The following is a 19,043-nucleotide window of genomic DNA, read 5'->3' as shown; positions in this document are numbered from 1 at the left end:
CGAGGAGCAAGACCGAACCCGGCGAACAAGGAGGAACTCCTCATACGCAGGGGCTTGACGGCGAAAGCCTCATGTGAGGGGCGGTCGACATAGGGATCCGGACGCTGCCTACAGATCACAAAAAAAGCCCGGATCGCAAGGATCCGGGCGAAAGGGCGATCCGCGAAAAATGCGGATCGCGACGGGACTTTTGGCGGCGCCGGTCTGCCGGCGCCGCGATTCGCTTAGCTGGCGTGATAGGCAGCCTCGCCATGGGAGGAGAGGTCGAGACCTTCGCGCTCCGCTTCGACCGAAACGCGCAGGCCGACGATCGCATCGACAACCTTGAAGAGGATGGCCGAACCGATGCCGGACCAGACGACGGTGACGAGCACGCCCTTGAGCTGCGCCAAGACCTGCGTTGCCGTGCCGGCGTAGCCAGCGGCGAAGTCGGCGGTCGAATAGTCGACGATGCCTGCGCCGCCGAGCGCCGGGTTCACGAGGATGCCGGTTGCGATCGCGCCGAGGATGCCGCCGACGCCGTGGATGCCGAACACGTCGAGGCTGTCGTCATAGTGGAACTTGTTCTTTACCACGTCGACGAAGAAGTAGCAGACCGGCGAGACGGCGAGGCCGAGCACGATCGCGCCCATCGGCCCGGCAAAGCCGGCGGCCGGGGTGACCGCAACCAGACCGGCAACGGCACCCGAGGCGGCGCCGAGCATCGAGGCCTTGCCGCGAACGAGCGTTTCAACGACCGCCCAGGAGACGATCGCGGCGGCGGTCGCCAGGAAGGTGTTGATCATTGCGAGGGCCGCATAGGCATTGGCTTCGAGGTTCGAGCCGGCATTGAAGCCGAACCAGCCGACCCACAGCAGCGAGGCGCCGACCATGGTGAGCGTCATCGAGTGCGGAGCCATGATCTCGCGCTTGTAGCCCGTGCGCTTGCCGAGCATGATCGCGCCGACGAGGCCCGCAATGCCGGCATTGATGTGGACGACGGTGCCGCCGGCGAAGTCGATCGCGCCGAAGGAGAAGATCAGGCCGGTCGGTGCCGTATAGGCGCTCGGGCCACCCCAGAACCAGACCATGTGGGCGATCGGGAAGTAGACGAAGGTCACCCACAGGATGACGAACAGCATGACGGCCGAGAACTTGATGCGCTCGGCGAAGGCGCCGACGATCAGGGCCGGCGTGATGCAGGCGAAGGTCATCTGGAAGACGACGAAGACGTATTCGGGGATGAAGACGCCCTTCGAGAAGCTTTCCGCCAGGGTCGTCGTGTCGACACCCGCCAGGAACATTTTCGAGAAGCCGCCGATGAAGGAGTTGAGCGAGCCGCCATCCGTGAAGGTCAGCGAATAGCCGTAGGTCACCCAGATGATCATCACGACGGCCGTGATCATCAGGACCTGCATCAGCACCGACAGCATGTTCTTGGCGCGCACCAGGCCGCCATAGAAGAGCGCGAGGCCGGGAAGGGTCATCAGCAGGACGAGGATGGTAGACAGCAGCATCCAGGTGGTGTCGCCCTTGTCCGGAACCGGCGTTGCCGCAACGGCCTCGGCAGCGGCGGGCGCCGCTTCCTGGGCGAAGGCGACGACCGGCGCGAGCAAGGCGGCAGCGGTGGCGCCCACGCGTCGAAGAGAGAGGGAAAGATTGAATGACGACATCGAAAAATGCTCCCTGATCGGCGCTGCTTACAGCGCTTCTGAATCGGTTTCGCCGGTGCGGATGCGCACGGCGTGGTCAATCGAATAGACGAAGATCTTGCCGTCGCCGATCTGGCCGGTCTTGGCGGCCGAGGCGATGGCCTCGACGGCCTTGTCGACGATCTCCGTCGGAACCGCGACCTCGATCTTCAGTTTCGGCAGGAAGCTCACGGCATATTCGGTGCCACGATAGATTTCGGTGTGCCCCTTCTGGCGGCCGTAGCCCTTCACTTCGGTCACGGTCAAACCCTGGATGCCTACGGCAGTGAGGGCTTCACGGACCTCATCGAGCTTGAACGGCTTGATAATGGCCATCACAATTTTCATCGGTTTCCCATCCTTGTCTGCCTCCATCGGAGGCCGTCTCTCCTTGCTGCTTCAAGCGCCTCCAGCGCCGGGCAACCGGAAAACTACATTCAAGGGGCGTGCCAGATTCGAGGAGAGAGGCTAAGCCTAGGAAAAGACAGGGGAAAATCGCATTCTGCCGCGGATGCATGGCAAAATGCTAAAAAAACGCCAGTTCAAACGATTAAAGAATGAGCAATTTTTAAAAATTGCACATGTTTTACGCAATTGCCTTTTTACGAATCAGTCCTTCCTGCGCCACCGAGGCAATCAGCAGGCCCGAGCGATCGAACAGGCTGCCCCGCGTCATGCCGCGGGCGCCGTGCGCGCTCGGACTGTCCTGGCTGTAGAGCAGCCAGTCATCCATCCGGCACGGGCGGTGGAACCACATGGCGTGGTCGAGGCTCGCGACCTGCAGGTTGCGGTCGAACACCGAGGTGCCGTGCGCATAGAGCGAGGTGTCGAGAAGCGTCATGTCGGAAAGATAGGCAAGGACGGCCGCCTGTAGATGGCGCTCGTCCGGCACCTGCCCGACGGCTTTCACCCAGACGTCCTGGGTCGGCGGCAGCTTGTCGCGCGAGAAATAGTGCTCGACCGATACCGGCCGGATTTCGATCGGCCGCGGCCGTTCCCAGTAGCGGCGTATCGCCTCCGGCGCGTGGACGAGGAACTTCTCCCTCAGTTCCCGCTCGCCCGGCAGCGTTTCCGGCATCGGCACGGCCGGCATGTCGAACTGATGCTCGAAGCCGTCCTCGTCATACTGGAAGGAGGCCGACATGGCGAAGATCGCCTTGCCGTGCTGGATCGCCACCACCCGCCGCGTCGCGAAGCTCGAGCCGTCGCGGATGCGGTCCACGTCGTAGACGATCGGCACCGACGGATCGCCGGGCCGCATGAAATAGGCATGCAGGGAATGGACGTAGCGGCCCGCGTCGACGGTGCGCTGGGCGGCGACCAGCGCCTGCCCGATCACCTGGCCGCCGAAGACCCGCTGCCAGCCCACCTGCGGGCTCAGGCCCCGGAAAAGGTTCTCCTCCAGCTTTTCGAGGTCGAGGATCGCGAGAAGCGCGTCCATGGGCGTGGCGGTCTCGGTGGGGCGCGACATTTTTCGGCGATCTCCAATGGTAGGAACGGCGATGGCATTGATCTATATAGGCAGAAGACGATGCTCAAGAGCGACGGGAGACGAGGCGGATGATCGATGTGTTGATTGCCGGGGGCGGCTATGTCGGCCTGTCGCTTGCCGTGTCGCTCAAGAAGGCGGCCCCCCATCTTGACGTCGTGGTCGCTGACGGCGCGCCGGAAGGCGCCTGGAAGAGGGACGAGCGGGCCTCGGCGGTGGCCGCGGCGGCCGAGCGGATGCTCGACGTCCTCGGCGTCTGGGCCGCGATCGCGCCGGAGGCCGAACCGATCCTGAAGATGGTGATCACCGATTCGCGGACGGCCGATCCCGTCCGCCCGGTCTTCCTCACCTTCGAGGGCGACGGCGGCGATGGCCGCCCCTTTGCCCACATGGTGCCGAACACGGCGCTCGTCGGCGCGCTGCGCCGCGCCTGCGAGGAAGCCGGCGTTGCGATCCGGCAATCGACGATGGTCGAAAGCTTCAAGAGCGGCGAGCACGCGGTCGCCGTGACGCTTGCGAGCGGTGAGGCGCTGGAGGCGCGCCTCCTCGTCGCCTGCGACGGCGTACGCTCGAGGCTGCGCGAGGCGGCCGGCATAAAGGTGGTGGAATTCGACTACGGCCAATCGGGCATCGTCACGACCGTCGAGCATGAACGCCCGCACGGCGGCACGGCGGAGGAGCATTTCCTCCCGGCCGGCCCCTTCGCGACCCTGCCGCTCGGGAACAACCGCTCGTCGCTCGTCTGGACCGAGAACACATATGACGCCGAACGCCTCGTCAGCGGCGACGACTTTCTCTTCGAGGAGGAACTGGAGCGCCGTTTCGGCCACAAGCTCGGCCGTCTCAAGGTCGTCGGCGGCCGCCGGGCCTTTCCGCTCGGCCTGACGCTTGCCCGCGATTTCGTCGCCCCGCGCTTTGCGCTCGCCGGCGACGCGGCGCACGGCATCCATCCCATTTCCGGCCAGGGGCTGAACCTCGGCTTCAAGGACGTGGCGGCACTCGCCGAAACCATCGTCGAGGCCGATCGCCTCGGCCTCGACATCGGCTCGCTCGCGGTGCTCGAGCGCTACCAGACCTGGCGGCGCTTCGACACCTTCCGGATGGGGGTGACCACCGACGTCCTCAACCGGCTCTTCTCCAACGACATCACCCCGGTCAGGGTCATCCGCGACGTCGGCCTCGGCCTCGTCGACCGCCTGCCCTCGCTCAAGAATTTCTTCATCCGCCAGGCCGCCGGCGTCGCCGGCCGCGGCGATCCGCGGTTGCTGGCCGGCGAGCCGATCTGAGCGCTGCTGCATCTACTCTGGTAGGCGAGACCCCTCCCCAATCCTCCCCACAAGGTGAGGGGATCATGCCCGTTGCAACCGGCTGCCCGCATTGAAACGTATGCCCGCAGCGTCGGGTTCATACGCCAGCCAGAAAACCAGGTTGCTCAACCAGTTATGTTACGCGCCGAGGAAAGGCGGCGACGGTGCGGCGGACAAGCCCCTCCCCCTTGTGGGCCCTTGTGGGAAGTGGTTGGGAGGGATAATGCGTCGGGAGGAGTAATCCGGTGCAGAGAGGTGCGGACCCGCTTCACTCCTCGATCTTCCGCGCCTCCGACACCAGCATGATCGGCACGCCGTCGCGGATCGGATAGGCGAGACGGGCCTTTTCCGAGATCAGTTCGTTGGCTTCGGCGTCGTAGCTGAGCCGCCCCTTGGTCAAGGGACAGACAAGCAGCTCGAGAAGCTTCGGGTCGACCCTGCTGGCGTTGACGTCCATGGTTCGGTTCACTGCAGGATGTTGTCGAGGTCGCCGAAATTTCGGGCGAGCACGATCTCGGTGATCGCGATCAGCGTTTCGGCACGGGTCTTGAGATCCGGGGCCTCCAGCAGCGCCTGTTTTTCCGCCGGCCCGTAGGGAGACATCATCGCCATGGAATTGACGAGCGTGCGGTTGTTCGCCCGTTCGACGCTTTCCCAGTCGGCCTCCAGCTTGTTGGCGTCGAGATAGGCGCGGAAGGCGGCGAGCAGCGCTTGGCGGTCGACGAGGCCCTCGTCGTCGGGATTGTCGAGATCGCTGGCGAAGGGGCCGATGCGGAAGCGCCGATAGCCGCGGTCGCCGGCGACCTCGGCGAAGAGGCGGAAGCGGCACACGCCCGTGAGCGAGGTGATGTAACGGCCGTCCCCGGTCTCGGCGAAGGAGGTGATCCGGCCGATGCAGCCGACCTGGCAGAGCGCCGGCACGGCGGAGACGTCGATGTCGTTGCGCCCCTCGGCAAAGGAGGGCTGGACGATGCCGATCAGCCGGTTGCCGGCGAGCGCATCGTCGAACATCGCAAGGTAGCGCGGTTCGAAGATATTGAGCGGAAGCTGTGCGCCGGGAAGCAGGAGCGCGCCCGTCAACGGAAACACCGGAAGAATCTCCGGCAAGTCCTGCGGACCGAGATAGCGCGCATTTCCGACATGCATTCCGATAGACCCTGCAGATGGCGGCCCGCCGCCCTGATGCAAAAGCGCCGGCACGATCAGAAAAATGGTGCGCCCCGGCAAAATCTCAAGAGACGAGACGCGCGAACACAGCCGATGCCGGCAAAAAAATCAGGCAGCCCTTTTCGGCGCCGCGGACATCGTCCCGCCTTGTCCTCCCGACCTCATCGCGAACTTACGAGAAAAGGATCGAGGAGAGCTTGCGCCGGGCGGCGATCGTTGCCGGGTCCTTCGGCCCCCATACCTCGAAGAAGGCCAGGAGTTCCCGGCGGGCGCCGTCGTCCTCGAAGCTGCGGTCGCGCTTCATGATCATCAGGAGATGATCGGCTGCGGCGGTCCTGTCGCCTTCGACATTGCGAATCTTGGCGAGCTTCAGCCTTGCCGCATGGTCGTCCGGATCGAGCGCCAGCTGATGTTCGAGCGCGGCCGGATCGCCGAGCTTGCGCGCCTCTTCGATCTGGTCGAGCTTCTTCGAGACGGCGGTGACGGCCGCGTCCTTGGCGAGCGCCTCGGGCAGGCCGGACAGCGCCTGGCGCGCCTCGCCGAGCTCGCCGAGCGCGATCATGCACTCGACCATGCCGGCGATCGCCGCCGTATTTTCCGGTTCGGCCTGCAGCACCGCGCCGTAGAGGCCGGCGGCACTCTGCGCGTCGCCGGCGTCGAGAAGCGCCTTCGCCTCGGCGAGCACCGCCTCGATCTCGCCCTTGCCGTCATCGACGGCCGGGCCGCCGATGCGGTCGATGAACTGGCGGATCTGGCTCTCGGGCACGGCGCCCATGAATCCGTCGACCGGACGTCCCCCGACGAAGGCGATGACGGCCGGGATCGACTGGATGCCGAGCTGTCCGGCGATCGAGGGGTGGTCGTCGATGTTCATCTTGACGAGCTTCACGCGGCCCGCCGCCTCCCGTACGACCTTCTCGATCACCGGGGTCAATTGCTTGCACGGCCCGCACCAGGGGGCCCAGAAATCGACCAGCACCGGCTGCTGGCGCGATGCCTCGAGCACATCCCGAGAGAAGGTGGCGGTTGTCGTGTCCGTGACGAGGTCGCCCGGCGCCCCCGCGGCATTCGATCCCGGCTGGCCGCCGAACGAGGCCGAACCCGTCATCTGGTTGCCAAAGGATCCTGCATAGGGATTGTCGCTACCGCCCATTCTTCTCTCCTCGCGGACTTGCCGCCCGACTTCATGATTTCAGCGCCAAAGATCGTATGTCAGGCCGTCACTTTCAAGACAAGCGGCTCGTGCCCGGTCGCTTGCATGAAACGCAGCATGTCCTTCGATGCGATCGAGGTCGTCTGGTCGTTCGAGAGCGGATGGCAGTTGATCGTCTCGAATGCCATCAGCGCCTCGTCCAGGACGAACTTCACCTTGCCTTCCTTGTCGTTGATCGCGCCGAAGGCGGTGACCGCGCCCGGGATCACGCCGAGATATTCCATCAGCTTGTCCGGCTTGCCGAAGGACACCTTGCTGGCGGCGCCGATGAGCTGGTGGACAGTCTTCAGGTCCACCGTCGCGTTCTCCTCGACCGTCAGAAGGAAATAATTGTCCTTTTTGTCCTTCAGGAACAGGTTTTTTGTATGTCCGCCGGGTATTTCGTCGCGCAGCGCCACCGATTCGGCGACGGTGAAGACCGGCTGATGCCGCGTCGTCTTATGTTCGATCCCGAGCGTGTCGAGAAAGCGGAACAGCTCCTCCGCGGTCTTCGGCGGTCCCTCGCTCATCGGTCAATCCTTTCTGCGATCCTGAATATTCTCGCCTGCTTTACGAAGAAGGGACCGACTGTGCAATCTCAACCGCGACGATGCCTATACAGCGGAGCGGCATACACGCGGAACCCCGGCATTTCGCGGGCTTGCGATGCGCCGCGAAAAAAATCTTCGCATTTCGCGTCATTTCCCTGTTGCATTTGAAAAAGGCTTAGGCCATATAGCGCCCGTCGCCGCAACACGGGGCGGCACCCAAGGTCCACCGACTACCCCGGGCCTGGGTCTGATGAGCGGGTGTAGCTCAGGGGTAGAGCACAACCTTGCCAAGGTTGGGGTCGAGGGTTCGAATCCCTTCGCCCGCTCCAGTTTCTTCAAGAAAATCAAGCGACTTAGCCAAAATCTGCGCCATGCGCTCGGCTCGTTCCGACCGGCTGCGGTTGCGCTCGGTCGCGATACGACGCTGCGATCCTCTATCGGGGAATTCCACCAGCCGGCATTGATTTCAATGGCAGGAAAGGCGAGACGTGGATTTTACGCCAAGCGGGCCGGCCTCCCGAAACGGTTAGTTTGCGAGAGCGACGACATGCGCACCGAACGAGAATCGCCGATCGGCCAACGTCCCGCAGGAGATCACGCTACCGGAGCAAAACGCGCATGACACCCCGCATCCTCATCCTCCACACCGGCGGCACCATCGGCATGGAGCCCTCTCCCGGCGGGCTCAGGCCGATGCCGGGTTTCGGCGCGCTGCTCAAGCGCCGGCTGGGCGAAACGGCCTCGGCCACGCCGCTGCCCGGTTGCGACATCGTCGAACTCGACCGCCTGATCGACAGCGCCAATCTGCAGCCGGCACAGTGGCCGGCCATTGCCGGCGAACTGGTGCGCCGCTGGGACGCCTATGACGGCTTCGTCGTCCTCCACGGCACCGACACCATGGCCTGGACGGCCTCCGCGCTCTCCTTCATGCTGCGCGGACTCGACAAGCCGGTGATCCTCACCGGCGCGCAGATTCCGCTCGCGGCGCCGCGCAGCGACGCCCTGGAAAATCTCGAGATGGCGCTCATCCTTGCGGCGCAGCCTGCGATCCGCGAGGTGGGCCTCTGCTTCGGCCGCAAGCTGCTCAGGGGCAACCGCAGCCGCAAGATCGCCACCGACCGTTTCGACGCCTTCGATTCGCCCAACTATCCGCCGATCGCCGAAGCGGGCATCAACATCGTGCTGCACGGCGCGTTGCTCCTCGGCGCGGAGCCCAGGGCGTTCCTTCAGCCGGAGCATTTCGAACCGGAGGCGGTGGCGGTGCTGACCATCCACCCGGGTCTTTCGCCGCGCGTCTTCGAGGCGGTGCTCGCCTCTGCCGATCTGCGCGGCGTGGTGCTGCGCAGCTATGGCGTCGGCAATGTGCCGGAGGCCGACGCGCGGCTCGTCGGCGCCATCGGCCAGGCGGTGGCGCGGGGCGTCACCGTGGTCAATACCACGCAATGCGTGATCGGCGCCGTGGCGCAGGACACCTATGCCACCGGGGCGGCGCTCGCCCGCATCGGCGTCGTTTCGGGGGGCGACATGACGCTGGAGGCCGCCTTTGCGAAGCTCCATGTGCTGATCGCGGAAGGGCTGCCTGCGGAGGAGATCCGCGCCCGCATGGCCCGGCCGCTCGCCGGGGAAATGACCGCGCCCGGCGCTCAGTTCTTCGCGAAAACGTAGTCCGTCTCCTGCCGCAGCGTTTCGCCCGGCCGGAGCACCGCCGTCGGGAACCCGTCGTGGTTCACCGCGTCGGGCCAGACCTGCGTCTCGAGGCAGAAGCCGGCGAAGGGACCGTAGCGGCGCCCGCCGAGACCCGGGACCGGGACCTTGAGCTTGCCGCCGGTATAGAGCTGGACGCCGGGTTCCGTGGTCAGCACTTCGAGCGAGACGCCGGAATTGATGCTGCGGGCAAGCGCCACCGAGCGCTTCTGGGCCCGCTCCGGCGAGAGGCAGAAATTGTGGTCATAGGCGATCTTCTCGCCCTCCATCTGACGGCGCAGCGAGGTCATCTCACGCAGGTCGAAGGCGGTGCCGGCGACGGGGCGGATCTCGCCGGTCGGGATCAGCCGTTCGTCCGTCGGCAGGTAATGGTCGGCGGCGATCATGATGTCGTGGCCGCGCGCGTCCTCGCCGCCGTCGAGATTGAAATAGCTGTGCTGGCAGACATTGGCGAGCGTCGGTGCATCGGTCTCGGATTCGTAGACGACGTTCAAGACGCCGCCCGGCTTCAGCCGGTAGGTGCAGGTGACCGTGCAATTGCCCGGATAGCCGGCGCGGCCGTCCGGGTCGGTGATCCTGAGCGTGACGCTGTCTTCCGTCCGCGCGACGGTCGTCCAGTTGCGCTTGCCGATATTGTCGCTGCCGCCGTGGAGATGGGTAACGCCGTTCTCGTTGAGCTCGAGTTGGTAGGCCTTGCCGTCGAGCGTGAACCGCCCGCCGCCGATGCGGTTGGCGTTGCGTCCGGGCGTGGCGCCGAAATAGGCGGAATGGGCGGGATAGCTGTCGAAGTCCTCGAAGCCGAGCACCAGCGGCGGTGCGTGGCCCTCGAGCCGCAGGTCCTGGATGACCGAGCCCCAGGTGATCACCTTCGCCGTCAGGCCGCCGCCGCGAAGCGTTACCCGATGGACCGGCTCGCCCGAGGGCAGGCGGCCGAAGATTTCCGTTTCAGCGCTCATCTTCTCTCCCTGTCGCGGCATGCAGGCGCGCGCGTCCCGCCGCAGAACTTTGATCGAACCGGTGACAAACTGCGTCATTTCCCCCGGCGCGGCAACCATAAAGTCATACTTTTCCGCCGGGTCCTGCGTGTCTCCTTGAACCGACCCCTGTCAGGGACAAAGAGGTGCAGCAGGCGCTGCAGGGGGCGGCATCAGGCCCGGCTGCCGATCTCTTCCAGCTGATAGGGCGTCGTCTGATAGATCTCGTTGATCCAGTTGCCGAAGAAGAGATGCGCGTGGCTGCGCCAGCGGTTCTGCGGCGGCAGCGCGGCATCGTTGTGCGGGAAGTAGTCGTGCGGCAGCTTGATCGGCACGCCGGCGTCCACGTCGCGGAAATATTCGTCCGACAGCGAGGTCGAGTCATATTCGACGTGGTTGAACATGTAGAGCCGGTTGCCCTTCTTCTCGTGCACCAGGCAGACGCCCATTTCCTTCGATTCCATCAGGATCTCGAGGTCCGGCACCCGGTCGATGTCGGCGCGGCGCACCTCGGTCCAGCGCGAGACCGGCACGGCGAAATCGTCGGAGAAGCCGTTCAGGTAGACCGAGGAGGGTTTCAGGTTCTGGTGGCGGTAGACGCCGAAGGCCTTTTCCTTCAGCGGGTATTTCGGAACGCCGTGGAAATGATAGATCGCCGCCATCGCGCCCCAGCAGACGTTCATCGTCGAATGGACGTTCGTCGTGGTCCAGTCGAAGATGCGCTGCAACTCCTTCCAGTAGGTGACCTCTTCATATTCGAGCGTCTCGACCGGCGCGCCGGTGATGATGAAGCCGTCGAACTTGCGGCCCTTCACCTCCTCCCAGGTTTCGTAGAAGGCGAGGAGGTGTTCCTCGGGCGTGTTCTTCGGCCGGTGGCCGTTGACGCGCACCAGCGTCAGCTCGACCTGCAGCGGCGTCGCGCCGATCAGCCGCGCCATCTGGATCTCGGTCTTGATCTTGTTCGGCATGAGGTTCAGGAGCCCGATCTGAAGCGGGCGGATGTCCTGACGGATCGCCACGGTCTCGGTCATCACCCGCACACCCTCGTGGACGAGAGTTTCGAAGGCGGGCAGCGTATCGGGAATCTTGATGGGCATGGCTCCACTCGATCAAATACAAAAAAACCGGCGGCGACAATGATCGCGACCGGTCCTCGGAAATCCGTTTTTCCTCGGCCCTTTAGCGATTTCTTTAACGTGGCTGCAAGCCGGCCGGCCAAATCACCACGAGAATGCTTGATAGCGCGGCGCGTGCCGCGCGGTCAACGAAAAAGGATTCGGGCGCGGCGGAGGGGTGGCGCCCCTCATCTGCCTGCCGGCATCTTCTCCCCGTTGAAACGGGGAGAAGAGCGCAAGCCGCGGCGGCGCACCCTACCGCCAGCAAGGGGGAGCGGATTGAGGGCGCACCGCACCCCCCTTCGCCCCGTTTCACGGGGAGAAGGTGCCGGCAGGCGGATGAGGGGCAAACTTCGTTGATCTCACCGCGCCTGCGTCAGAAAAATCTTTACCGCAAAGACGGAAAAGACGCCGGCAAAGCTGTAGTCGATCGCCCGCATCACGCGCCTGTTGCGCTGCAGCCAGGCCGCAAGCCAGTCGGCGGCAAGCACCACCAGGGCATTGACCGGCATGCCGATGAGGATGAAGAAGAAGCCGAGGAACAAGAGCTTGCCGGTCACCGCCGGATCGTCGGCGCTGACGAATTGCGGCAGGAAGGTCATGAAGAAGATCACGACCTTGGGGTTCAGGATGTTCACCGAGAAGCCGGTCGCGACGTTCGACAGCGCGCCGCCCCTGGCCTCGGTCACCTTCGTGACCGTCAGGCTGGAACCAAAACGGATCGCCTGGATCGCCAGCCACAGGAGATAGGCGGCGCCGCCGGTCTTCAGGACCAGGAAGGCGGTCGGCGATGCGGTGATCAGCGCCGAGACGCCGAAGGCGACGAGCAGCGTGTGGACGACGATGCCGAGCCCGGTTCCGACCACGACGAGGAGCGCCGCCTTCCTGCCCTGCGCCAGCGCCCGGCTGATCGACAGCGTCATGTCCGGGCCCGGCGTTGCGGCGAGAAGCAGGCTGGCGCCGGCAAACATGAAGAGAGTCGACAGGCTCGGTACGAAGTCCATGGCACGTTCCTCGGGAAGCTGGTCTCCGCTGATACTGAAGCTCACCGGCTTTTGCCAGCAGATTCGTCCGAATGCCGCCGGTTCCGCTTGTATCGCTTCGAGTTCTGGCTAAAGTGCCGCAGATTTTGCATGGGCAGCATCGCCCCCTTGAGAGCAGACGGATCAAAACCATGGCTTCGCATAAAGACGTGAAAAAGGTCGTTCTCGCCTATTCCGGCGGTCTCGACACCTCGATCATCCTCAAATGGCTGCAGACGGAACTCGGCGCCGAGGTGGTGACCTTCACCGCCGACCTCGGCCAGGGCGAGGAACTGGAGCCGGCGCGCAAGAAGGCGGAGATGCTCGGCATCAAGGAGATCTATATCGAGGACGTCCGCGAGGAATTCGTGCGTGACTTCGTCTTCCCGATGTTCCGCGCCAATGCGGTCTATGAGGGCGTCTACCTGCTCGGCACCTCGATCGCCCGGCCGCTGATCTCCAAGCACCTGATCGACATCGCCAGGAAGACCGGTGCCGACGCTATCGCCCACGGCGCGACCGGCAAGGGCAACGACCAGGTCCGCTTCGAGCTCTCGGCCTATGCCTTGAACCCCGACATCAAGATCATCGCCCCCTGGCGCGACTGGTCGTTCAAGAGCCGCACCGAGCTGCTCGAATTCGCCGAGAAGCACCAGATCCCGGTCGCCAAGGACAAGAAGGGCGAGGCCCCCTTCTCCGTCGACGCCAACCTGCTGCACTCCTCCTCCGAGGGCAAGGTGCTGGAAGACCCGGCCCAGGAAGCGCCAGAATACGTCCACATGCGCACGATCTCGCCGGAGGCCGCACCGGATCAGGCGACCGTCATCAAGATCGGCTTCGAGCGCGGCAATGCCGTCTCGATCAACGGCGTGCGTCTGTCGCCGGCGACGCTGCTCGCCAAGCTGAACGAATACGGCCGCGACAACGGCATCGGCCGCCTCGACCTCGTCGAGAACCGCTTCGTCGGCATGAAGTCGCGCGGCGTCTACGAGACCCCCGGCGGCACGATCCTGCTTGCCGCCCACCGGGCGATGGAGAGCATCACCCTCGACCGCGGCGCCGCACACCTCAAGGACGAGCTGATGCCGCGCTATGCCGAGCTCATCTATTACGGCTTCTGGTTCTCGCCGGAACGCGAGATGCTGCAGGCGGCGATCGACAAGAGCCAGGAGCATGTCGAAGGCGAAGTGACGCTGAAGCTCTACAAGGGCAATGTCATGGTTATCGGCCGCGAGAGCGACAAGTCGCTCTATTCGGACAAGCTCGTCACCTTCGAGGACGACCAGGGCGCCTACGACCAGAAGGACGCCGCCGGCTTCATCAAGCTCAATGCGCTGCGCCTGCGCACGCTCGCCGCGCGCAACCGCTAAGGCCGGTTATTGGATACAAGCCGCGGCGGAGCGATCCGTCGCGGCTTTTTCGTGTCCAAAGCGGGCGTCGTGGCGGAAACTGCTCTATTCCGCCGCGTCGGGGACTGGCGCTTCGACGGCTGCCGGAACGACGAGCGGTCTCAGGCGCACGCTTCTGCGATACCAGAAATAGCTTGCGATGGAGATCACGCCGAAGCCCGGGATGATCGTTCCGAGCGCCAGCGCCGGGGCGCCGACGAGGGCGGCGAGCGCGCCGCCGAGAAGTCCGGAGCCCATCTGGATGAAGCCCATCACCGCCGAGGCGGTGCCGGCAATATGCGGGAAGGGCACCATGCAGGCCGTCATCATGTAGGGCATGACGAAGGCGATGCCGAAGGTATAGATGCCGATCGGCGCCATCACGGCGAGGAAGGTCGGCTCCATGAGATGCATGGTGAAGGCGAGGACGAGGCTCGCCGCCCCGATGAAAGAGAGGCCGGCGGGCACCAGCGCCTGCGGCGTGAAGCGCCGCATCAGGAGCCGCACCGTCACCGTGCCGGAAAAGAAGAAGCCCGACTGCATCAGCATGCCGACGCCGAATTCGGTCGGGGTCAGGCCGACCTGGCTGATCAGCACGAAGGGCAGCATGGTCGCCCAGGCATAAAGCGCTCCGACCGCACCGGCGATCACCAGAGTCGAGGAGAGGAAGCGGCTGTCCGCCGAGAGCTCGCGATAGGCCGCGAGGATCGGCTTGAGATGCCCCTTGCTGCGGTCCGGCGTCACCGTCTCGGCCATGAAGAACTGCACGGTGAAGCAGGCCATCAGCGCGAAGCCGACCATCAGGAAGAAGATCGACCGCCAGCCGAAGAGGCCGAGCGCGATGCCGCCGAGCGTCGGCGACACCGCCGGCCCGAGCGCCAGCATCATGCCGATCATGTTCATGATGCGCGCCGCCGTGGTGCCGGTGAACTGGTCGCGCACGATCGCACGCGCGACGGTCATGCCGACGGAGGCGCCGATTCCCTGCACGAGCCTTCCGAGGAGCAATATCGCGACCGAGGGCGCGAAGGCCGCCATCAGGCTGCCGGCGAGATAGATCGCCATGAAGATCAGGGTCGCTTTGCGCCGGCCGATGACGTCCGACAACGTGCCCGAGACGAGTTGGGCGAAGGCAAAGCCGCCGAAATAGAGCGACAGCGTCATCTTGATCGCCGCCTCGCTGGAGGCGAAGGCACGCACGAGCTCCGGCATTGCCGGCGTATAGAGCGCCATCGAAACGGGCCCGAGCGCCACCAGGAAGGCGCCGATGACGCTGGTACGCCGCTCGCTCATCCGGAGCGTCATTCCGCCGCTCCCTTCCCCTTGCCGGCAAGGCAGGGATCGAGGCGGCGGAGATTGTCGCGGAGGATCCTCAGATTGTTGCGCAGGAGCTCCCGCCCCTCCTCGCCCAGGCCCTCGGTATAGGCATTCATCATCTCGCGCAGGCCCGCCACCAGCTCGGCGATGAGCGGGTCGGCCCTGTCGGTGACAACGACGTTCTTGGCCCGCCGATCGGCCGGATCGGGCACGCGTGCGACGAGCCCCAGCGCCTCGAGGCGGTCGAGATAGGCCGAAAGCGTCATCGGCTCGATGCCCATGCGGGTGGCGATCTCGGCCTGCTTGATGCCCTCGGTGACGGCGACCTGGATCAGCGTACGTGCCTCCCCGGGCGTGATCCCGAGCTCCATCGCATTCACCTTGCGATCGAAGGCGCCGCGCAACAGCCGGGAGACATCGGTGAGAAGCAACCCGATGGTATCGGATTCGAGTTTTCTGGGCATCTGAACGTTCTGGATGAAGATAATAAGTTTTCCTTATCATATCCTTCGAGGCGGTTCAACGCGGGCCGGAGCGGAAGCGCATGTCAGAAGCCCCCTCCAAGGGCCCCACAAGGGCCCACAAGGGTGGAGGGGCTTCCGATGCCGCGCCCTCACCCGATTTTGTGGTCCTGCGGATGGCAGCACCGCAGCGTCTCGTGATTCCAAGCGTAACGTTGCACGCAAAGGCCGACATAAGGCGGAGCCGGTGCGGCCGAGAGAGCCCCTCCCCCTTGTGGGGAGGGGTTGGGGAGGAGTTTTCCAGGAGGGCCTTGTGGCAGACCCTCAGCCCTCGAGCTCCTCGCGCAGCATCTCGAGTTCCAGCCACTCCTCCTCCATGCGCGCGAGCGCCTCCTTCAGCTTTTCGAGTTCGCCGGCGAGCCTGGAGAAGCCGTTCGGGTCGCGACCGAAGAAGTTCGGATCGGCCATCTTCTCCTCGCGCCCGGCGATCTCCGCTTCGGCCTTGGCGATCTCCTTCGGCAGGTTCTCGAGCGCGAATTTCTGCTTGTAGGAGAGCTTCGCCCTGCCCTTCTGCGGCTCCGTCGCCTCTTGAGCGCTGTCGCTTGGCTTCGCCTTTTCGACCTTCTCCGCCTTCCGCCGTTCCTCGATCGCACCCTTGCGCTGCGCCATCATGTCGGAATAGCCGCCGGCATACTCGATCCAGCGGCCGTCCGGCGCTTCCGGGTTGGCGGGAGCGATGGTCGAGGTCACGGTGCGGTCGAGGAAGTCGCGGTCGTGGCTGACGAGGATCACCGTGCCGGCAAAGCCGGCGACGATCTCCTGCAAGAGGTCGAGCGTCTCGATGTCTAGGTCGTTGGTCGGCTCGTCGAGGATCAAAAGATTGGTGGGCCGCGCCAGGATGCGCGCCAGCATCAGCCGCGCGCGCTCGCCGCCGGAGAGCTCGCGGATCGGCGTGCGTGCCTGTTCCGGCTGGAAGAGGAAATCCTTCATATAGCCGGTGACGTGACGCTGCTCGCCATTGACGAGGAGGGTCTCGCCGCGGCCGTCGGTCAGGTAATGCGCCAGCGTCTCGTCGAGGTTCAGATCCTCTCGCTTCTGGTCGAGGGTGGCGATCTCCAGGTTCGTGCCGAGACGGATGGTGCCGGAATCCGGCTCGATCTGGCCGGTCAAGAGCTTCAACAGCGTCGTCTTGCCGGCGCCGTTCGGCCCGACGAGGCCGATGCGGTCGCCGCGATGGATGCGGATCGAGAAGGGCGCGACGATCATGCGCTCGCCATAGGCCTTGACGATCTTTTCCGCCTCGATGACCAGCTTGCCGGACTCCCTTGCATCGGCCACCGTCGCCTGGACGGTGCCCTGCGGTCCCTTGTGGCCGCGATAACGCGCCCGCATGTCCTGCAGCTCGCCGAGCCGGCGCATGTTGCGCTTGCGCCTTGCGGTGACGCCGTAGCGCAGCCAGTGCTCTTCGCGCTCGATCGCCTTGCCGAGCTTGTGCTGTTCGAGCTCCTCCGCCTCCAGCACCTCGTCGCGCCAGGCCTCGAAATGGGCAAAGCCGCGGTCGAGGCGGCGCGACTGGCCGCGGTCGAGCCAGACGGTCGCGGTCGAGACCTTTTCGAGGAAGCGCCGGTCGTGCGAGATCAGCACCAGTGCGGAGCGGCTGCGGACGAGCTCGTCCTCCAGCCATTCGATCGTCGGCAGGTCGAGATGGTTGGTCGGCTCGTCGAGGAGCAGGATGTCCGGCTCCGGCGCCAGCACGCGGGCAAGCGCCGCTCGCCGCGCCTCGCCGCCGGAAAGGCGCCTCGGATCCTCCTCCCCGGTCAGCCCCAGATGCTGCAGCAGGTAGGCGACGCGATAGGGATCGTCGCCCGGGCCGAGCCCGGCCTCCGCATAGGCCTGCACCGTGTCGAAGCCCTCGAAATCCGGCGCCTGGTGCAGGTAGCGGATGGTCACCGAGGGATGGCGGAAGATCTCGCCCGATTGCGGCTCGGCAAGCCCGGCGGCGATCTTCATCAGCGTCGACTTGCCCGAGCCGTTGCGACCGACGAGGCAGATGCGGTCGCCGGCCTCCACCTGCAGGTTGGCGCCGGCGAGAAGCGGCGTGCCGCCGAAGGTCAAGAAGATATCGTCAAGCTTCAGGATGGGGGGCGCCAAGGCGTCAGGCTCCGGAAAGATCATAGGGTCGGGCGAGAACGACCGCCCGGCCGGATTTCAGGGAAAGGCGGACCGGCCCCTCGGCGATGTTGGAGATCGTCCGGGACGAGCCGAAGGGCAACAGGAAATCGTCCAGCGGATAGCGGGCGTTCCCGATCGAGAGCCCGGTGAGCTCGGTGAGGCCGAGGATCGAGAAGAGGCTGCCCTTCGGCAGGTCGATCACCGACGCGCCGGGCAGCAACGGATAGGCCTCCTCTTCGCCGGACGTCATCATCACCGAAAGCCCGCTGTCTGCGAGAGCGACGATCCTCGTCAGGTGCAGGAAGGCGTGATCGCTGCGCGTGCCGCCGAGCGCGCCGGCGAAGATGAGCGACGTCGCACCGCGCTGAAGCGCCGCCTCGACGGCGATCTCGCCGTCGGTCGCGGCCTTGGCGGCGGGATAGGCTTCCTTCGGCACCGCGGCGAAGGCCGCAAGCAGCATGTCGTCCGCCGAATCGAAGTCGCCGACCCATAGCTCCGGAACGATGTCGAGCGTCTTCGCGTGGCGCATCCCGCCGTCCGCCGCGATGAAGCGGCTGCCGTCGAGCTGCCCGGCAAGCCGGTCCGTCAGCGTCAGAGCGCCGCCGAGCAGGATGGTGAAGGGTGATCGGGTCATGGCAGAAGCCCATAGCGCAAAGCGGCGTTGCAGGAAAAGGCCGAATGCGGTTTCCGGTCGACGTTTCGCCAACGCCGGCTGCGCGGATCAGGTTCCCGAAGGCTCAACAGGCGAAAGCATGCCCGCATAGATGCCGGGCGTCGAACCCGGGATCTCAACCGCGCCGACGGCGCGGGCGTAGAATTGCGTCGGGCCGGCGCCGCCGATGATCGCATAGGCGTAGCCGGCGGCGCGCATGGCCGCCAGGCTTTCGATGAGCAGCGCCTCGCCGATGCCCTTGCCACGCATCGCCTCGTCCACGCCGGTCGGCCCGAAGAAGCCGAGCGCGGTGACGTCGTGGCAGGCGAAGCCGACGAGCCGCCCCGCGAAAAGGGCGATATGGATTCGGGTCGGCGTCGAGGAGAAGGCTGCCTCCGCCTCGCCGGCCCAGCCCGCCCCGAACCGCTCTTCGATCCAGGAGACGACGGTCCGCCGTTCGGGCGCCAGCGCGCGGCGAATGCCGATGTCGGGCCCGAGCCGGGAAACCCGGCTCTCGGGCAAGTCATAAAGGCGGACGAGCATGTCTGGCATGGAAATCTCTCCCCTTGGCGAACAAACTGCGCCGAGAACGGTTTGACCTCGTTAGCGCGCCTTACAGCGCCGCCCGTCTTATCAGACGCGCAAAGGACCTGTAGCACGAAACATGCGCGCGGCGGGACCGGCAAACGGCTGAAACTCCGCTTGCCTTCGATGCCGCCGAAAGCTAAATCTTTGCTGCTCTAACGGGGTGCCTGCGGTCCGTTTCCGACCGATGGCTGAGAGGCTTCGAGCCAACCCGCGGAACCTGATCCGGTTCATACCGGCGGAGGGATTAGAAGCGATCGGACCGATACGCGCTTTT

Annotated in this window: 18 protein-coding genes, 1 tRNA gene and 2 riboswitches; of the genes, 4 read left to right on the top strand and 15 right to left on the bottom strand. The window is 65.2% G+C overall.

Annotated features, from left to right (window positions below; translation table 11 throughout):
* Nucleotides 1–224: 224 nt before the first annotated feature.
* The 3 genes from ATB98_RS19930 to tesB all read right to left on the bottom strand — a co-directional run bounded on the left by ATB98_RS19930 (nucleotide 225) and on the right by tesB (nucleotide 3,141).
* The gene (locus ATB98_RS19930) at nucleotides 225–1,652 is read right to left on the bottom strand and encodes an ammonium transporter (protein WP_066876643.1); all 1,428 of its coding nucleotides are present in this window, start codon (nucleotides 1,650–1,652) and stop codon (nucleotides 225–227) included.
* A gap of 27 nt (nucleotides 1,653–1,679) precedes the next feature.
* Nucleotides 1,680–2,018: a P-II family nitrogen regulator gene (locus ATB98_RS19925; protein ID WP_066876662.1), complete on the bottom strand. Its 339-nt coding sequence runs from the start codon at nucleotides 2,016–2,018 to the stop codon at nucleotides 1,680–1,682.
* Between the two features lie 238 nt (nucleotides 2,019–2,256).
* Nucleotides 2,257–3,141 (bottom strand): acyl-CoA thioesterase II, encoded by an 885-nt coding sequence (gene tesB / locus ATB98_RS19920; RefSeq protein ID WP_066876641.1) that lies wholly within the window; start codon nucleotides 3,139–3,141, stop codon nucleotides 2,257–2,259.
* Between the two features lie 89 nt (nucleotides 3,142–3,230).
* On the opposite strand from tesB, the gene ATB98_RS19915 reads away from it, so the two are divergent.
* Complete coding sequence (locus ATB98_RS19915; RefSeq protein ID WP_066876639.1) at nucleotides 3,231–4,445, top strand: ubiquinone biosynthesis hydroxylase; 1,215 nt, start codon at nucleotides 3,231–3,233, stop codon at nucleotides 4,443–4,445.
* A 289-nt stretch (nucleotides 4,446–4,734) separates the two neighbouring features.
* Here ATB98_RS19915 and ATB98_RS19910 read toward each other — a convergent pair whose 3' ends face one another.
* The 4 genes from ATB98_RS19910 to ATB98_RS19895 all read right to left on the bottom strand — a co-directional run bounded on the left by ATB98_RS19910 (nucleotide 4,735) and on the right by ATB98_RS19895 (nucleotide 7,355).
* On the bottom strand, nucleotides 4,735–4,923 hold the full coding sequence (locus tag ATB98_RS19910; protein ID WP_066876637.1) for a Trm112 family protein: 189 nt from the start codon (nucleotides 4,921–4,923) through the stop codon (nucleotides 4,735–4,737).
* A gap of 8 nt (nucleotides 4,924–4,931) precedes the next feature.
* Nucleotides 4,932–5,612: an LON peptidase substrate-binding domain-containing protein gene (locus ATB98_RS19905; RefSeq protein WP_066876635.1), complete on the bottom strand. Its 681-nt coding sequence runs from the start codon at nucleotides 5,610–5,612 to the stop codon at nucleotides 4,932–4,934.
* A gap of 193 nt (nucleotides 5,613–5,805) precedes the next feature.
* Nucleotides 5,806–6,786: a thioredoxin gene (gene trxA, locus ATB98_RS19900; protein WP_066876633.1), complete on the bottom strand. Its 981-nt coding sequence runs from the start codon at nucleotides 6,784–6,786 to the stop codon at nucleotides 5,806–5,808.
* A gap of 59 nt (nucleotides 6,787–6,845) precedes the next feature.
* Complete coding sequence (locus ATB98_RS19895) at nucleotides 6,846–7,355, bottom strand: prolyl-tRNA synthetase associated domain-containing protein (RefSeq protein WP_066876631.1); 510 nt, start codon at nucleotides 7,353–7,355, stop codon at nucleotides 6,846–6,848.
* Between the two features lie 275 nt (nucleotides 7,356–7,630).
* On the opposite strand from ATB98_RS19895, the gene ATB98_RS19890 reads away from it, so the two are divergent.
* Nucleotides 7,631–7,705, top strand: a tRNA-Gly gene (locus tag ATB98_RS19890).
* Between the two features lie 289 nt (nucleotides 7,706–7,994).
* Nucleotides 7,995–9,041 (top strand): type I asparaginase, encoded by a 1,047-nt coding sequence (locus ATB98_RS19885; RefSeq protein ID WP_066876629.1) that lies wholly within the window; start codon nucleotides 7,995–7,997, stop codon nucleotides 9,039–9,041.
* On the opposite strand, the gene ATB98_RS19880 is transcribed toward ATB98_RS19885, so the two are convergent.
* The 3 genes from ATB98_RS19880 to ATB98_RS19870 form a co-directional block, all read right to left on the bottom strand.
* On the bottom strand, nucleotides 9,020–10,036 hold the full coding sequence (locus ATB98_RS19880) for an aldose epimerase family protein (protein WP_066876661.1): 1,017 nt from the start codon (nucleotides 10,034–10,036) through the stop codon (nucleotides 9,020–9,022). The two genes, ATB98_RS19885 and ATB98_RS19880, sit on opposite strands and share 22 nt — an antisense overlap.
* Nucleotides 10,037–10,227: 191 nt before the next feature.
* Nucleotides 10,228–11,151 (bottom strand): homoserine O-acetyltransferase MetA, encoded by a 924-nt coding sequence (gene metA, locus ATB98_RS19875; RefSeq protein WP_066876625.1) that lies wholly within the window; start codon nucleotides 11,149–11,151, stop codon nucleotides 10,228–10,230.
* Nucleotides 11,152–11,213: 62 nt separating this feature from the next.
* Nucleotides 11,214–11,291, bottom strand: a riboswitch (SAM riboswitch).
* 240 nt (nucleotides 11,292–11,531) lie between these two features.
* On the bottom strand, nucleotides 11,532–12,173 hold the full coding sequence (locus ATB98_RS19870) for a LysE family translocator (RefSeq protein ID WP_066876617.1): 642 nt from the start codon (nucleotides 12,171–12,173) through the stop codon (nucleotides 11,532–11,534).
* A 170-nt stretch (nucleotides 12,174–12,343) separates the two neighbouring features.
* On the opposite strand from ATB98_RS19870, the gene ATB98_RS19865 reads away from it, so the two are divergent.
* Nucleotides 12,344–13,561, top strand: a complete 1,218-nt coding sequence (locus ATB98_RS19865; RefSeq protein WP_066876613.1) for an argininosuccinate synthase — start codon at nucleotides 12,344–12,346, stop codon at nucleotides 13,559–13,561.
* 84 nt (nucleotides 13,562–13,645) lie between these two features.
* On the opposite strand, the gene ATB98_RS19860 is transcribed toward ATB98_RS19865, so the two are convergent.
* The 5 genes from ATB98_RS19860 to ATB98_RS19840 form a co-directional block, all read right to left on the bottom strand.
* The gene (locus ATB98_RS19860) at nucleotides 13,646–14,884 is read right to left on the bottom strand and encodes a multidrug effflux MFS transporter (protein ID WP_066876610.1); all 1,239 of its coding nucleotides are present in this window, start codon (nucleotides 14,882–14,884) and stop codon (nucleotides 13,646–13,648) included.
* Nucleotides 14,881–15,360 carry a MarR family winged helix-turn-helix transcriptional regulator gene (locus tag ATB98_RS19855; protein WP_066876608.1) on the bottom strand — a complete coding sequence of 160 codons (480 nt, stop codon included), beginning with the start codon at nucleotides 15,358–15,360 and terminating at the stop codon, nucleotides 14,881–14,883. The genes ATB98_RS19860 and ATB98_RS19855 overlap by 4 nt, the downstream gene beginning before the upstream one ends.
* A gap of 321 nt (nucleotides 15,361–15,681) precedes the next feature.
* Nucleotides 15,682–17,508 carry an ABC-F family ATP-binding cassette domain-containing protein gene (locus ATB98_RS19850; RefSeq protein WP_066876659.1) on the bottom strand — a complete coding sequence of 609 codons (1,827 nt, stop codon included), beginning with the start codon at nucleotides 17,506–17,508 and terminating at the stop codon, nucleotides 15,682–15,684.
* A gap of 4 nt (nucleotides 17,509–17,512) precedes the next feature.
* Complete coding sequence (locus ATB98_RS19845) at nucleotides 17,513–18,163, bottom strand: thiamine diphosphokinase (RefSeq protein WP_066876606.1); 651 nt, start codon at nucleotides 18,161–18,163, stop codon at nucleotides 17,513–17,515.
* An 87-nt stretch (nucleotides 18,164–18,250) separates the two neighbouring features.
* Entirely contained in the window at nucleotides 18,251–18,733 is a 483-nt protein-coding gene (locus ATB98_RS19840; RefSeq protein ID WP_066876604.1) for a GNAT family N-acetyltransferase, read from the bottom strand.
* Nucleotides 18,734–18,915: 182 nt separating this feature from the next.
* Nucleotides 18,916–19,030, top strand: a riboswitch (TPP riboswitch).
* The last annotated feature ends 13 nt before the right edge of the window (nucleotides 19,031–19,043 follow it).

The organism is Sinorhizobium saheli (assembly GCF_001651875.1).
Taxonomy (GTDB): domain Bacteria; phylum Pseudomonadota; class Alphaproteobacteria; order Rhizobiales; family Rhizobiaceae; genus Sinorhizobium; species Sinorhizobium saheli.
The sequence above is the reverse complement of the archived record's forward strand: the minus strand, read 5'-3'. Positions and strand labels throughout refer to the sequence as shown.

Excerpts from the sequence above, each read along its gene's own strand:
- ATB98_RS19930 (WP_066876643.1), bottom strand. The coding sequence starts at position 1,652 with ATGTCGTCATTCAATCTTTCCCTCTCTCTTCGACGCGTGGGCGCCACC.
- ATB98_RS19925 (WP_066876662.1), bottom strand. The coding sequence starts at position 2,018 with ATGAAAATTGTGATGGCCATTATCAAGCCGTTCAAGCTCGATGAGGTC.
- tesB (WP_066876641.1), bottom strand. The coding sequence starts at position 3,141 with ATGTCGCGCCCCACCGAGACCGCCACGCCCATGGACGCGCTTCTCGCG.
- ATB98_RS19915 (WP_066876639.1), top strand. The coding sequence starts at position 3,231 with ATGATCGATGTGTTGATTGCCGGGGGCGGCTATGTCGGCCTGTCGCTT.
- ATB98_RS19910 (WP_066876637.1), bottom strand. The coding sequence starts at position 4,923 with ATGGACGTCAACGCCAGCAGGGTCGACCCGAAGCTTCTCGAGCTGCTT.
- ATB98_RS19905 (WP_066876635.1), bottom strand. The coding sequence starts at position 5,612 with ATGCATGTCGGAAATGCGCGCTATCTCGGTCCGCAGGACTTGCCGGAG.
- trxA (WP_066876633.1), bottom strand. The coding sequence starts at position 6,786 with ATGGGCGGTAGCGACAATCCCTATGCAGGATCCTTTGGCAACCAGATG.
- ATB98_RS19895 (WP_066876631.1), bottom strand. The coding sequence starts at position 7,355 with ATGAGCGAGGGACCGCCGAAGACCGCGGAGGAGCTGTTCCGCTTTCTC.
- ATB98_RS19885 (WP_066876629.1), top strand. The coding sequence starts at position 7,995 with ATGACACCCCGCATCCTCATCCTCCACACCGGCGGCACCATCGGCATG.
- ATB98_RS19880 (WP_066876661.1), bottom strand. The coding sequence starts at position 10,036 with ATGAGCGCTGAAACGGAAATCTTCGGCCGCCTGCCCTCGGGCGAGCCG.
- metA (WP_066876625.1), bottom strand. The coding sequence starts at position 11,151 with ATGCCCATCAAGATTCCCGATACGCTGCCCGCCTTCGAAACTCTCGTC.
- ATB98_RS19870 (WP_066876617.1), bottom strand. The coding sequence starts at position 12,173 with ATGGACTTCGTACCGAGCCTGTCGACTCTCTTCATGTTTGCCGGCGCC.
- ATB98_RS19865 (WP_066876613.1), top strand. The coding sequence starts at position 12,344 with ATGGCTTCGCATAAAGACGTGAAAAAGGTCGTTCTCGCCTATTCCGGC.
- ATB98_RS19860 (WP_066876610.1), bottom strand. The coding sequence starts at position 14,884 with ATGACGCTCCGGATGAGCGAGCGGCGTACCAGCGTCATCGGCGCCTTC.
- ATB98_RS19855 (WP_066876608.1), bottom strand. The coding sequence starts at position 15,360 with ATGCCCAGAAAACTCGAATCCGATACCATCGGGTTGCTTCTCACCGAT.
- ATB98_RS19845 (WP_066876606.1), bottom strand. The coding sequence starts at position 18,163 with ATGACCCGATCACCCTTCACCATCCTGCTCGGCGGCGCTCTGACGCTG.
- ATB98_RS19840 (WP_066876604.1), bottom strand. The coding sequence starts at position 18,733 with ATGCCAGACATGCTCGTCCGCCTTTATGACTTGCCCGAGAGCCGGGTT.